The organism is Stenotrophomonas sp. SMYL86, from assembly GCF_036320025.1.
GTDB lineage: Bacteria > Pseudomonadota > Gammaproteobacteria > Xanthomonadales > Xanthomonadaceae > Stenotrophomonas > Stenotrophomonas maltophilia_A.
In genome coordinates this window covers 63,434-77,564 of sequence record NZ_JAWIRU010000015.1, presented here as the reverse complement: position 1 = coordinate 77,564, position 14,131 = coordinate 63,434, and the positions used below count along the sequence as shown (strand labels likewise).

General features: G+C 67.5%; 9 protein-coding genes. 3 read left to right on the top strand and 6 right to left on the bottom strand.

All coding sequences use genetic code 11. The features are described from left to right. Positions 1-209: 209 nt before the first annotated feature. A complete protein-coding gene (locus V3B64_RS15910; protein WP_032129106.1) occupies positions 210-2,501 on the bottom strand; it encodes an NADP-dependent malic enzyme in 2,292 nt (763 codons plus the stop codon). 230 nt (positions 2,502-2,731) lie between these two features. Next, a complete protein-coding gene (locus tag V3B64_RS15905) occupies positions 2,732-4,075 on the bottom strand; it encodes a dicarboxylate/amino acid:cation symporter (protein ID WP_049398388.1) in 1,344 nt (447 codons plus the stop codon). 332 nt (positions 4,076-4,407) lie between these two features. On the opposite strand from V3B64_RS15905, the gene V3B64_RS15900 reads away from it, so the two are divergent. Together V3B64_RS15900 and V3B64_RS15895 are read left to right on the top strand one after the other, a co-directional pair. Further along, on the top strand, positions 4,408-5,577 hold the full coding sequence (locus V3B64_RS15900) for a porin (protein WP_329914450.1): 1,170 nt from the start codon (positions 4,408-4,410) through the stop codon (positions 5,575-5,577). A 66-nt stretch (positions 5,578-5,643) separates the two neighbouring features. After that, on the top strand, positions 5,644-8,286 hold the full coding sequence (locus tag V3B64_RS15895) for a PAS-domain containing protein (protein WP_329914449.1): 2,643 nt from the start codon (positions 5,644-5,646) through the stop codon (positions 8,284-8,286). A 597-nt stretch (positions 8,287-8,883) separates the two neighbouring features. Here V3B64_RS15895 and V3B64_RS15890 read toward each other — a convergent pair. The 4 genes from V3B64_RS15890 to V3B64_RS15875 are packed head-to-tail and all read right to left on the bottom strand — an operon-like array spanning position 8,884 to position 12,688. Continuing rightward, positions 8,884-9,534 carry a response regulator transcription factor gene (locus tag V3B64_RS15890; protein ID WP_182266672.1) on the bottom strand — a complete coding sequence of 217 codons (651 nt, stop codon included), beginning with the start codon at positions 9,532-9,534 and terminating at the stop codon, positions 8,884-8,886. A gap of 28 nt (positions 9,535-9,562) precedes the next feature. Continuing rightward, positions 9,563-10,618, bottom strand: a complete 1,056-nt coding sequence (locus V3B64_RS15885; protein ID WP_329914448.1) for an ABC transporter substrate-binding protein — start codon at positions 10,616-10,618, stop codon at positions 9,563-9,565. Next, entirely contained in the window at positions 10,615-12,006 is a 1,392-nt protein-coding gene (locus V3B64_RS15880; RefSeq protein WP_032129112.1) for a sensor histidine kinase, read from the bottom strand. The genes V3B64_RS15885 and V3B64_RS15880 overlap by 4 nt, the downstream gene beginning before the upstream one ends. Then, on the bottom strand, positions 11,999-12,688 hold the full coding sequence (locus V3B64_RS15875) for a response regulator transcription factor (RefSeq protein ID WP_049463657.1): 690 nt from the start codon (positions 12,686-12,688) through the stop codon (positions 11,999-12,001). The genes V3B64_RS15880 and V3B64_RS15875 overlap by 8 nt, the downstream gene beginning before the upstream one ends. 242 nt (positions 12,689-12,930) lie before the next feature. Between V3B64_RS15875 and V3B64_RS15870 the strand changes: the two genes are divergently transcribed. After that, positions 12,931-14,070: a porin gene (locus V3B64_RS15870; protein WP_329914465.1), complete on the top strand. Its 1,140-nt coding sequence runs from the start codon at positions 12,931-12,933 to the stop codon at positions 14,068-14,070. The last annotated feature ends 61 nt before the right edge of the window (positions 14,071-14,131 follow it).

Sequence of the window (14,131 nt, the reverse complement as noted above, 5' to 3'; positions counted from 1 at the left end):
TTGGGCCGCAACGGCGTTGCAGGGACATGACCGGGCGGCGTAGCGCGTGTGGCACAGACCGGGGTAGAGCCGGCCGCTGGCCGGCTGCCGTCGTGTACCTGGACATCATTGGCGTTGCCGGCCAGCGGCCGGCACTACCCGTTTCCGCTTTGCGGAAACAGAAACGCGCCCCGGGGGCGCGCTTCTGCAGCTGGAATCGGAAAGAAGGCTTACGCCTTCTTTTCCGCTTCCAGCTGCTTGCGGATCTGCGCATCCACCGCCGCAATGGCGGTCATGTTCAGGATCCTGCGCGAGGTCGCGCTGGTGGTCAGGATATGCACCGGCTTGTTCACGCCCATCAGGATCGGGCCGATCGCCACGCCGTCGGTGAACACACGCACCAGGTTGTAGGCGATGTTGGCCGCTTCCAGGTTCGGCAGCACGAACAGGTTGGCGCGACCCTGCAGGGTCGAGCCCGGCAGCAGCTTCTGGCGCAGCGCTTCGTCCCATGCGGTGTCACCCTGCATTTCGCCGTCCACGTTCAGACGCGGGTTGCGCTTGAGCAGCAGCTCGCGCACCTGGCGCATCTTCAGCGCGTCCTTCGAATCGTGGCTGCCGAAGTTGGAGTGCGACAGCAGCGCCACCTTCGGCTCGATGCCGAACAGCTTCATGCGGTAGGCCGCCTGCAGGGTCGCTTCGCACAGCTGCTCGGCGGTCGGGTCTTCCTGCACGTGGGTATCGACGAAGAAGAACACGCCCTGCTGGTTGATCACGCCGGTCATCGCCGAGGTCGAGGTGACCTTCGGCTCCAGCGGCAGCACGCTGCGCACGTAGCCCAGCTTCTTGTGGAAACGGCCGACGATGCCGGTCAGCATCGCATCGGCTTCGCCACGGGCCACCATCACTGCAGCGATCAGGGTCGGGCGCGAACGCATCAGGTTCTTCGCCGCGGCCACGGTCACGCCACGACGGCCGGTCAGGCCGTGGTAGTACTGCCAGTACTCGTTGAAGCGCGGGTCGTCGTTGATGTTGGTGACTTCAACGTTCTCGCCGATCTTCAGGCGCAGGCCGAGGCGCTCGATGCGCGACTCGATCACTTCCGGGCGGCCGATCAGGATCGGGTGCGCCAGGCCGTCATCGACCACGTTCTGCACCGCCTGCAGCACCACTTCCTCTTCGCCCTCGGCATACACAACGCGCTGCTTGTCGCTGCGCGCGCGGTCGTAGACCGGCTTCATCATCAGGCTGGTGCGGTAGACGAACTGGGCCAGCTTGTCGCGGTAAGCGCCCATGTCGTCGATCGGGCGCGAGGCCACGCCCGAGTCCATCGCGGCCTGGGCCACGGCGGCCGACAGCTCCACCAGCAGGCGGCGGTCGAACGGGCGCGGGATCAGGTATTCACGACCGAAGCTCGGGGTCTCGCCGCCATAGGCCGAACCCATGTCGGTGGCCGCACGACGCGCCAGCGCCGCGATGGCGCGCACGCAGGCGATCTTCATTTCCTCGTTGATCGCGGTCGCGCCCACGTCCAGCGCACCACGGAACAGGTACGGGAAGCACAGCACGTTGTTGACCTGGTTCGGGTAGTCCGAACGGCCGGTGCCGATGATCGCGTCCGGACGGGCGGCGCGCGCCAGTTCCGGCATGATTTCCGGGGTCGGGTTGGCCAGCGCGAAGATCACCGGATCCGGCGCCATGGTCTTGACCATGTCGGCAGTCAGGATGCCCGGCGCAGACAGGCCCAGGAAGATGTCCGCGCCGTCGACGATCTCGGCCAGGGTGCGCTTGTCGGTGTCGCGCGCATAGCGCTGCTTTTCCGGGTCCAGGTCGGTACGACCGGTGTGGATCACGCCCTCGCGGTCGAAGGCCAGGATGTTCTCCGGCTTCAGGCCCAGCTGCACCAGCATGTTCACGCAGGAAATGCCAGCTGCGCCCATGCCCGTGGTCGCCAGCTTCACTTCCTCGATCTTCTTGCCGGTGATCGCCATGGCGTTGAGCACCGCTGCGCCGACGATGATCGCCGTGCCGTGCTGGTCGTCATGGAACACCGGGATCTTCATGCGCTCGCGCAGCTTGCGCTCGACCACGAAGCATTCCGGCGCCTTGATGTCTTCCAGGTTGATGCCGCCGAAAGTCGGCTCCAGCGAGGCGATGATGTCGACCAGCTTGTCCGGGTCGGTTTCATCCACTTCGATGTCGAACACATCGATGCCGGCGAACTTCTGGAACAGCACACCCTTGCCTTCCATCACCGGCTTGCCGGCCAGCGCGCCGATGTTGCCCAGGCCCAGCACCGCGGTGCCGTTGGAGATCACCGCCACCAGGTTGCCACGGGCGGTCAGCTCGCTGGCCTGCTGCGGGTCGGCCTTGATCGCTTCACAGGCGTACGCCACGCCCGGCGAATACGCCAGCGACAGGTCGCGCTGGGTCAGCATGGGCTTGGTAGCGGAAACCTTGATCTTTCCCGGCGGGGACATCCGGTGGTAATCGAGGGCGGCCTGTTTGAAATCTTCGTTGGACATCGATGTGGGTTACATGAATGGGCAGAAGGGACAGGGGATGATACCCCCGTTGGAGCGTCTGGACCTGTCGCTATCCTGTCGCAGGCATGCTGCGACCGCACAATTCCGTGCCGTATGCGACGGTACCGCGACACCAGCTTCGGTGCGTCCCATGACAGCCATGGGACGCCTTGAAACGCCGCGGGGCCGTACCACTGTCGTGATCGGCCCCGCGGTACCACACACCTGGATCAGCCCCTGGCCGGCAGCGCCTCGGGCACGGCATCGATCAGCGGCGGCAGTTCGCTTTCGCGGCCATCCAGCGCCAGCTTCAGGCGGTTGCGGTCCAGCGCCCCCTCCCAGCGCGAGACCACCACGGTGGCCACGGCATTGCCGATGAAGTTGGTCAGCGAGCGGCATTCGCTCATGAAGCGGTCCACGCCCAGGATCAGCGCCATGCCGGCCACCGGCACCTCCGGCACCACGGCCAGGGTAGCGGCCAGGGTGATGAAGCCGGCGCCGGTGACGCCGGCCGCGCCCTTGGAGCTGAGCATGGCGACCAGCAGCAGGGCAATCTGATGGCCCAGGGTCAGTTCGGTGTTGGTGGCCTGGGCGATGAACAGCGCCGCCAGGGTCATGTAGATGTTGGTGCCGTCCAGGTTGAACGAGTAGCCGGTCGGGACCACCAGGCCCACCACCGACTTGCTGCAGCCGGCGCGTTCCATCTTCTCCATCAGCGACGGCAGCGCCGACTCGGACGAGGAGGTGCCCAGCACCAGCAGCAGTTCGGCCTTCAGGTAGCGCGCCAGCTTGAACACCGAGAAGCCGCACAGGCGGCAGACCAGGCCCAGGATGACCGCCACGAACAGGAAGGCGGTGAGGTAGAACGAACCCACCAGCCAGGCCAGGTTGATCAGCGAGCCAACACCGTACTTGCCGATGGTGAAGGCGATTGCGCCGAAGGCACCGATCGGCGCGGCCTTCATCAGGATGTGCACCAGCTTGAACACCGGGGCGACCAGCGCCTCCAGGAAGTTCACGATCGGCTTGCCCTTCTCGCCCACCGATGCCAGCGCGATGCCGAACAGCACGGCCACGAACAGCACCTGCAGGATGTTGCCATCGACGAACGCGCTGAGCAGCGTCTTCGGGATGATGTCCATCAGGAAGCCGACCAGGGTCAGGTCATGCGACTTCTCGACGTAGCTGTGCACCGCGGTCTGGTCCAGCTCGGCCGGATTGATGTTCATGCCGGCGCCGGGCTGCACCACGTGCGCCACGATCATGCCGACGATCAGCGCCAGCGTGGAGAAGAACAGGAAGTACGCCATCGCCTTGGCGAATACGCGGCCCACCGTGCGCAGGTGGGTCATGCCGGCGATGCCGGTGACGATGGTCAGGAAGATCACCGGTGCGATGATCATCTTCACCAGGTTGATGAAGGCATCGCCGAGCGGCTTCATCTTCTCGCCGATCAACGGTTCGTAGTGGCCGAGGATGGCGCCCAGGACGATCGCCACGATCACCTGGAAGTACAGCTGGCGATAGATCGGCAACGGCTTTGCAGGCACCGGTGCTGCGGTCGGGATGTGCATGGCGGACTCCGGAAGGGGCGTTTTCAGGCACGTACGGCCCCGGGACTGCACGGGAACCGTTACCGTGGAAACTGACCGCAGGCCCTGTGCAGCACGCGCAGGGGGTGCGACCAATGGACGCCTTTGTACGCGCCGGGCACGCTGGCGCAGATAACCTATTGGTACTAGCCCCCCGGTTCAGGTGGCCGCGATGCCTACACTGGCGCCGCACCGCCCGATCACGGGGAGGCCGGTGGCCCGAGCTGAACGGCCGGGCGCGTCATTGCGAAAGTTCCGGCCCTTGCGGCCGTTGTTGTCCTGTCCACACGCAATCTGAGAGAGCCGCACCCAACATGCGCCCGATTCCCACCTTGCTGGCCCTGTCGCTGGCCGCGCTTCCCGCCTTCGCTTCGGCTGCCGATTTCGACAACTGGCCGACCAAGTACGCCTTCGGCGACGGCACCGAGCTGGCCGCTACCGCCAACATCGCCTACGACTACAACGATTTCTCCTCGGGCAGCGGCCTTGAGGACGACGACGCCGTGCGCCGCAAGGAGTTCGGTGCGACGCTGAAGAAGAAGGGCGTCTACGACGCGATGGTCTACTACGACTTCCAGTCCGATACCTGGCTGGACGTGTTCGTGCGCTTCGAAAGCAAGGCCTTCTTCGGCCGCGACATCGGCCGCTTCCGCTTCGGCTACATGAAGACCCCGGTCGGTCTGGACGCGAACACGTCCTCGCGCGCCGGCAGCTTCCTGGAAACCGCGCTGCCCGTGCAGGCCTTCTACGCAGGCCGCCGCACCGGCGTGGAATGGGTGCTGGAGCGCCCGCAGTACCTGCTGCAGGCCGGCGCCTATGGCGGCAAGGACCTGCAGGGTGACAACCCGGGCACCACCCAGGCCGTGCGTGCGGTGTGGACCCCGGTGAAGGCGCCGGGTGACGTGATCCACCTGGGCCTGGCCTACTCGCAGGAAAATCCGCGCGGTTACAGCGATGGCCGCGACGTGCACCACGAGGCCAGCGCGCGCCTGCGCGCACGTCCGGAAGCCGGCCTGACCGACATCCGCTATGTCGATTCCGGCGCGCTGGTCACCGCCGACCAGATCCGCCGCACCGGCCTGGAAGGCATCTGGATCCGCGGCCCGTTCTCGGTGCAGGCCGAAGCCCTGCGCGCCACGGTCACCCGCCATGACGGCAAGCCCGACTACACCGGCAGCGGCCAGTACGCGATGGCCAGCTGGGTGCTGACCGGCGAATCGCGCCCGTACAACGCCGGTGCGGTGGCCAACATCAAGCCGGCGCACGACTACGGCGCGGTGGAACTGGTGGCCCGTTACAGCCGCATGGACCTCGACGATGGCAGCATCCTCGGCGGCCGCCAACACGACCTCACTCTGGGTGCGAACTGGTACCTGACCAGCCACTTCAAGTTCCAGGCCAACTACGTCAAGGTCGACGCCAGCCGTCGCGGCGTGCGCAGCACGCCGGAGATCTTCGAACTGCGCGCGCAGATGCACTTCTGACCCCTTCCACGTCAGATCCCGGCGGGCGTGTACGCCACGCCCGCCGGCCCTGCGTAGACTGCCGCCATGTACTGGCTCAGCCGCCACCGGATGCTGTTGCTGACCATCGCGGTGATGGTCGGCGGCACCATGCTGTGTGCGGTCGCCGCCGGCCACTACGCCTGGCGGCGCGCCCTCGGTGAGGAAAGCAGCCAGGTACAACGCCAGCTGCAGTTGTATGGCCAGGGCCTGCAGCAGCGCATCGACCGCTTCGGCACGCTGCCGCAGGTACTGGCACTGGATCCGGATCTGCTGCACGCCCTGCGTGTGCAGCCCTCGCCCACCGAACGGCAGCGGCTGAACCTCAAGCTGCAACGCGCCAATGAAGTCACCCGTGCCTCGACCCTGACCCTGGTCGGTCACGATGGCGTGGCGGTGGCGGCGAGCAACTGGGACCAGCCGACCACCAACGTCGGTGAGAACTACAGCTATCGTCCCTATTACCGCCAGGCGCTGGCCCAGGGCCGCGGCCGCTTCTACGGCATCGGCATGACCACCGGCGTGCCCGGCTACTACCTGTCGCAGGCCATCGAGGAAGACGGCAAGCGGCTCGGCGTGGTGGTGATCAAGGTCGAGCTGTCGGCACTGGAGCAGGAGTGGCTGAGCAGCCCTGACGTGGTGCTGGCCAGTGACGACCACGACGTGGTGTTCCTGGCCAACCGTGACAGCTGGCGCTACCGCCTGCTGCGCCCACTGGGCGCCGATGAGCGCCGCGAGATGCTGGACGCCCGCCAGTACGCCGATCGCACCCTGCAGCCACTGCGCGCACGTACCGAGGATGTACTGGCCGATGGCGGCCGCATGGTACGCCTGCTGGACCCGGCATTGCCGCAGCCGATGCTGTGGCAGAGCCTTGCGCTGCCGGCCGAAGACTGGAACCTGCACCTGCTGCACGACGCCAGTGCCGCCACCGCCGCCGGCCGTGCGGCCGCGCTTACCGGAGGTGCTGCGTGGCTGGCGCTGGGCTTCCTGGTGCTGTTCGTGCAGCAGCGCCGGCGCCTGGCCAAGCATCGCCTGCGCAGCCGCCGCGAGCTGGAAACCCTGCTCAAGCAGCATGCACAGGAACTGCGCACCGCACAGGATGGCCTGCTGCAGGCCGCCACCGATGCCGACAGCGGCCTCAGCCGCAGCCTTGAACACCTGCCGCAGGGCGTGGTGGTGATCGACCGGGACCTGCGTCTGGTCGCATGGAATTCGCGCTACCTGGAACTGTTCCGTTTCCCGCTGGACCTGGTGCGCGTGGGGCGGCCCATCGAGGAACTGTTCCGCTTCAACGCACGCCGTGGCCTGCTCGGTCCCGGCCCGGTCGACGAGGCCATCGAGCGTCGCCTCAACCACCTGCGCAGCGGCCGTCCGCACATGCGCGAAAGTGAGAAGGACGACGGTACGGTGCTGGAAATCCGCGGCAACCCGCTGCCCGACGGCGGTTTCGTCACCAGCTACGCCGACATCACCAGCTACAAGAATGCTGCACGCGAACTGCGCTCGCTGGCCGATGCACTGGAACACCGCATCGCCGAACGTACCCACGACCTGGACGAAGCACGCCGCGAGGCCGAACAGGCCAACCGCTACAAGACCCGCTTCGTCGCCTCGGCCGTGCACGACCTGCTGCAACCACTCAACGCAGCACGCATGTTCGTCTCGGTGCTGCGCGGCAAGCTGAGCGACCCGGCGCAGCAGCAGACCAGCGATCACATCGACGCTGCATTGGCCGCGCAGGATGCGATCCTCAACAGCCTGCTGGATATCGCGCGGCTGGAATCGGGCAGCCTGCCGACCCGTGTGCAGGCGTTCCGGCTCGGGCCGCTGCTGCAGACACTGGCGCGCGAATTCGGCATCGCCGCGCAGTCACGTGGCCTGGTGGTGGACTGGGTCGATACCGATGCGGTGGTGGTCAGCGATGAAGCGCTGCTGCGCCGCATCCTGCAGAATTTCCTGTCCAACGCGCTGCGCTACAGCGAACGTGGCCGCGTGCTTCTGGGCTGCCGTCGCCGCGAAGGCCTGCTGTGGATCGAAGTGCACGACCAGGGCCCCGGCATCCCCGATGCGTTGCAGGGCGAGATCTTCGAGGAATTCCGCCGCCTGCACGACGGCCAGCAGCGCGGTGCCGGCCTTGGCCTGGCCATCGTCGACCGCATCGGCCGCCTGCTCGGACATCCGATCCGGCTGCGCTCGCAGCTGGGCCAGGGCAGCGTGTTCGCCGTGGGCGTGCCGTTCGGCGACGCCAGCGCGATACCCGCCACCGCGCCCGCGCCGGTGCTGGCGCAGGAACCGGCGGCGGACAACCCGCTGCGAGGGCGCCGGGTGTGGGTGATCGATGACGATCCGCACGTGTGCGCGGCCAGCCGCGCGCTGCTGGAGCGCTGGGGCTGCGAGGTGCTGCTGGCCGATGGCCCGCAGGCAGCGCTGCAGTTGGCCACGACGGCAACCGTGCCGGAGCTGGTGCTGCTGGATGTGCGCATGGGTGACCACCACGGCCCGGTGCTGTACGAGACATTGGCAGAGCTGTGGCAGGCCCGCCCGCCGGTGGTGCTGGTCACTGCCGAGCGCGATGCGGGATTGCGTGAGATGGCTGCCGAGCGTGGCTGGGGAATGATGGCCAAGCCGGTGAAGCCGCCAGCGCTGCGGGCGCTGATGAGTCAGTTGTTGATCCGGCATCGCGGGTGATTCCAGCCAACGGCACAGCCCCTCGTGGGTGGAGGCGTAACGCGGTTCATGGGTGAGGCCGGGTAGATGGGCTGCGCAGGGGGCGCTGCAAGTACGTCCCTGTAAGCTCGGTCGCCGCATCCATGCGGCTCACGCCCCTGCGCAGCCCATCTACCCGACCACGGACAAGTTCCGTGCGCGTCCACCCACGGAGAAGAAAAAGAAGATCAAAAGCGGATCGCGCGCTGCGCTTGCTCGTGTAAAGCCGAGCCCATGCTCGGCTCTACAAAAGGCGGCCTGACAGCCTGCTTTTGCTTTTGATCTTTTTTCTTCTCCGTGGGTGGCAGGCCACCGAAATCTGTCAGAGGCCGGTCGGGTTGGGTGCGCGGGGGTATCAGCCGCATGGGCCTGAGGCATGCCTCGGGCGGGTTGGGCAGGACGCCCAACCCCGGTCTTGCCGTGTGCGCAGGACTGCGCACACGAGCAAGCGGCTGCCAAGCCTCCAGGGACGGATTCACGGCGTCCCCCGCGCACCCGACCCGACCGGCCCACTCGCGGCTTCTGCTTTCAGCGACCAACCCAAACCCACCCACGAGGGGCTGCGCCGTTGGCTGGAAACTACAACCCGATGCCCGCGTCGCCTTCCGGCTCCAGCGCCTTCACCAGCACTGCCGCCTGCGTGCGGCTATGGCATTCGAGCTTCTTCAGGATCGCGGTGACATGCACCTTCACCGTGTTCTCGGCCAATCCCAGCGTATAGGCGATCTGCTTGTTGAGCAGGCCATCGGCCAGGCACAGCAGCACGCGGAACTGCTGCGGGGTCAGCTGGGCCAGGCGGCTGGCCAGCAGTGCGTCGGCCTCGGAGCGTTCGGCGGCCATCGCCGGGAACCACAAGCCGCCATCAAGGACCGCCTGCACGGCCTCGCCAATGGTCTCGGCCGGGGCCGACTTCGGGATGAAACCGGCGGCACCGAACTGCTGGGCGCGGCGGATCACACGGGGGTGGTCGTTGGACGAGAGGATCACCACCGGAATGTCCGGATGCGAGCCGCGCACGTGCAGCAGCGCGGAAAAGCCGTGCGCGCCGGGCATGGTCAGGTCGAGCAGCACCAGGTCCACGTCCTGGTGCGCGTCGAGGGCTTCGGCCAATGCCTCGGCGCTGGCGACCTCGCGCACCTGCGCCAGCGGCAGGCTCTGCCGCAATGACTGCACCACTGCCGAACGCAGCAGCGGGTGGTCATCGGCGATCAGGATGGTGTATTCGCTCATGCCGCCATTGTACGGGCAGGCCGTCGCCTCAGCGCCCTGCCGGCTCCACGCTGCTGCGCCAGGCATCGAGGAACTGGCGGCGCTTGAGTGCATCCAGGTACACCAGCAGGCCCGGGCCCAGCTGGATCGGGCGGCGGCTGCGGCCGGGCGCATCGTCGCCACGTGCGCTGCCGGTGACGATCGGCATCAGCCGTGCCTCGCGTGACAGCACCTGCTGGCCACGCGGCGACAACAGGTAGTCGAGGAAGCGCCGGGCTTCTTCCGGGTGTGGGCCGGTGCGTGGAATCACCGCTGTACGCAGTACCACCAGCGTGTAGTCCTCGGGCTCCACAATCGCCAGCGGAGCACCCGCGTCGATGCGCGCCTGCGCGTAAGAGCCGAGCACGTTGTAGACCAGCGACAGCTGTCCGCTGGCCACCTTGTCCAGCAGCACGCCGGTGCGCTCCTCGCGCACCACATCGTTGTCGCCCAGCGCGCCCAGCAGCGCACCGGCGATGCTGCCACGCTGCGCATCCTGCGTTGACAGCAGGTAGCCGACGCTGCTGCGTTCGATGTCATAGGTGCCGACCCTGCCGCGCAGCGGTGCGCCTTCGGCGCGCAACCGGTCCAGCAGTTGCCGGCGCGTGTGCGGCACCCTCGCAGCCGTCAGCGCGCGGGTGTTGTAGACCATCACCACCGGCTCGTAGCTGATGCCGAATGCCTCGCTGCGCCACTGCGCCCAGGCCGGCAGCGCGGCGGTCTGCGCGGAGCGGTGCGGCAGTGCATGACCATCGTTGACCAGCTTGGTCTGCAGGTCCATGCCACTGGAGATCAGCAGGTCCGGCGATGCCGGTCCGCCGCGGTCGTGCAGGTACCGCGCGTACAGGTCCTGGGTGATGATGTCCTCGTACACCACTTCGGTGCCCGGGTGCAGCCGCTGGTAGTCGGCGATGACCACCGCGAACACTTCGATGTCGGTGGTGCCGTGGATGCGCAGCTGCGCCGTGGTCTTTGCCTGTGCGGGAAAACGGCGCACATCGCCGGGCGCAGCCAGCACCGGCAGGGCCAACAGCAAGGCAAGGGCAGCAGCGAACAGACGGATCATGGACTGCTCCGGGGCAGGCGGATGGTGGCGATCAGCCCGCCCTGAGGACGATTGCTGAGGTCGATGCGGCCACCGTGGCTGTCGACCACACGCTTGACGATGGCCAGGCCCAGCCCGGCGCCACCGGACGGCGCCCCTTCGCCACGGGCGAAGCGCTCGAACACGCGTTCGGCATCGGCGGCGGCAATGCCGGCACCGTGGTCGGCGATAGTCAGCACGGCCTGCCCGCCTTCCACGGTCAATGCGATCTGCAACGGACCGTCGCCGCCGTACTTGAGTGCATTGTCGACCAGGTTCTTGATCGCTTCGCGCAGCAGCAGTGCATCACCATGCACCTGCACCGGCTCGGCGGTCATCGCCAGTTGCACGCGCGGTGCCGGGCCGGCCTGCGGCAGTGCTTCATGCAGGGCCTGGTGCACGGTCTCGGCCAGGTCCACCGCTGCAAAGCGCTGCAGGTGCGAGCGATGGATCACGCTGGCATCGCTGAGCAGCTGGTTGAGCAGCCGGCTCATGTGCGTGGCATTGCGCTCGATCGCCTGCAGGCTGCGCCGCATGTCTTCGGGGTCGTCGTCATCCAGCGCAAGCTGTGCCTGCGCGCGCAGGGCAGCCAACGGCGTGCGCATCTGGTGGGCGGCTTCGGCCATGAACGCACGCAAGGTCTCGTTGCTGCTGGACAGGCGTTCCATGAAGCGGTTCAACGCTGCCACCATCTGGTCCATCTCGCGCGGTACACGGGCATCCAGCGGCTTCAGGTCAGAGGGCTCGCGGCGTGACAGCTCGCGTTCCACCCGCACCAATGGCCGGAATGCGCGATGCACGCCAAAGGCCACCAGCGCCAGCAGCAGGCCGGACAGCACACCGATCGCCAGCAGTGCGCGGTTGACCATGTCCTGCGCGACCGCTTCACGCGCACGCCGGGTCTGGCCGACCTGCACCTGTACTTCGCCCTGCGCCGAGGCGGCGGCGAAACTGCGGCCGACCACCACGAAGCGCACGGTCTCGCCACTGTACGCCGCATCAAACAGCTGCGGTTGCGTGCCGGGCCGGCGCGGCGGCGCCGGCAGGTCGCCATAGCCGGTGATCAGGTTGCCACGGCTGTCGGCGACCCGATAGAACACGCGGTCTTCCGGGGCCATCGCCAGCAGGTCCAGCGCCGCATAGGGCAGATCGACCTGCCATTGGCCATCGACCAGGGCCACCGAATCGGCAATGGACAACGCCGAGGACACCAACAGGTGATCGTAGGAACGGTTGGCGGCGCGCTGGCCATAGCCGCGCGCGGCAAACAGCAGAGCCACCGCGAACACCGCCAGCAACGCGCCGAGGTAGAGCAGCAGCGTGCGCCGCAGCGAGCCCGGTGCGGCGTTCGCGGTACGCGCGTCAGCCATCGGCGTCGGCGCTGTCATCACTGGCTTCCAGCAGGTAGCCAACGCCGCGCACCGTGGTGATGCGCAGCGGTGCACCTGCCAGCTTCTTTCTCAGGCGCCCCACATACAGCTCGATGGCATTCGGGCCGGCTTCATCGTCGAAGCCGAACAGGCCATTGCCTATCTCATCCTTGCCGACCACCTGGCCGAGGCGGCCGACCAGAATCTCCAGCAGCCGGTACTCGCGGTTCGGCAGTTCGATCGGTTCGCCGTCGAGGCTGACCCGGTGCGCGGCATTGTCGAACTGGAAGCCACCGATCTGCACCACTTCGCTGGCCTGGCCGCGCGCGCGTCGCAGCAGCACGCGGCAGCGCGCTTCGAACTCGCGGAAATCGAACGGCTTGCCCAGGTAATCGTCGGCGCCGACGTCCAGCGCCTGCACACGGTCTTCGATGCCGTCGCGCGCGGTCAGCATCAGCACCGGTGTGCTGTCGCCGCGCTCGCGCATGCCGGCCAGCACGCGCAGGCCATCGAGCTTGGGCAGGCCGATATCCAGAACCACCAGGTCGAAGCTCTGGTAGCGCAGCACGCTGGCGGCCGCCAGGCCATCGGCCTGCCAGTCCACGGCGTGCCCACTGCGGCGCATGCGGCGGATGATCGCATCGGCCAGATCCGGGTTGTCTTCGACCAGCAGCAGGCGCATGGGCACGGGGGTGGGAGGGGAAACGAATGCTACCGCATGCCGCCGCCGCGCTTGCCGGGCGTGGCCCAGTGAGCGCAGTGGCCGGTTTTACGCTGCACCGCACAATCCGTTGACAGGACGATGACAGCTACGGCAACCCAGACTGCGGCCGCGCACCGTCCGGTGCCCACGATTGCCGCGCGCCTGGCGCGCACCTGGGAGGGTTTGTGGAATTCACGTTTGCCTGGCGGCGCCCTGCCGCCATGATGGCGCTGGCTGCCCTGTCGGCGCCGGCCTTTGCCGCCGAAGATGATCGTCCGGTCACGGCTTCGCTCGGAGGCCGCCTGCACCTGGACTTCGCCACCTTCGACAACGACAACCGCGGTACGCCGAACAAGGATGACACCGAGATCCGCCGTGCCTGGGTCGATGTGTCCGGCAAGTTCTTCGTGGTCGACTACAAGCTGGAAGCCGATTTCTCCGGCGACCGCGTCGAGGCCAAGGACGTGTACCTGGCACGCAGCTTCGGCAAGGCCGGCAAGCTCACCGTGGGCCAGTTCAAGCAGTACTTCTCGCTGGATGACCGCACCAGCTCCAACTACGGCAGCTTCCTGGAGCGCGGCAACGCCGGCACCACGCTGGCGCCGCTGTATCGCCTGGGCGCATCGTGGCAGGCCAACCCCGGCGACTTCACCTGGGCGGCCAGCATCTACAGCCTGGAAAGCATCGACGCCTGGCAGGTGAAGGGCCGCGCCGCCGGTGGCCGCGTCACCTGGGCGCCCTCGCCCAGCGAGGGCGACGTGCTGCACCTGGGCCTGTCGCTGGCCCGTGAGGCCTACGACAACCCGGGCGCCAACGGCGTCCCGGGCCTGAAGATCCGCCCGCGCCCGGCCGGCCACCTGTCCGACGAGAGCCGCCTGACCCTGGTCGACTTCTCCGCTGGCCGCGATACCGACGTCAACAAGTGGTCGCTGGAATACGCGCAGGTGCGCGGCCCGCTGTCGTGGCAGGGCGAGTTCAGTGGTGCCACCTTCGATGACGGCGCGCAGCGCGGTGACGTGATGGCCGCCTACGGCATGCTCAGCTGGTTCGTCACCGGCGAAAGCCGCGCCTACGACCGCAAGACCGGCCGCTTCGCGCGGGTGAAGGACATCCGCCACAGGGCCGGTGCCTTCGAAGTGGCACTGCGCTACGACCAGATGTGGGGCGCACAGCACCTCGACGGTGCAGCCGACCTGCGCCGCGGCAGCACCGAAGCGTGGACGCTGGGTGGCAACTGGTACCTGCGCGACAACCTGCGCTTCATGCTCAACGTGATCGAAAGCCGCAACCGCGACCGCCTCGCCGGGGTCACGGTGGACCGCACGCGCGCGGTCACCGGCCGCCTGCAGTACGACTTCTAAGCCCGACATTCCGGGCATTCCGCCCGGGCCCCTTCCACTCCCCCACGTCCTGTTTTCGCAA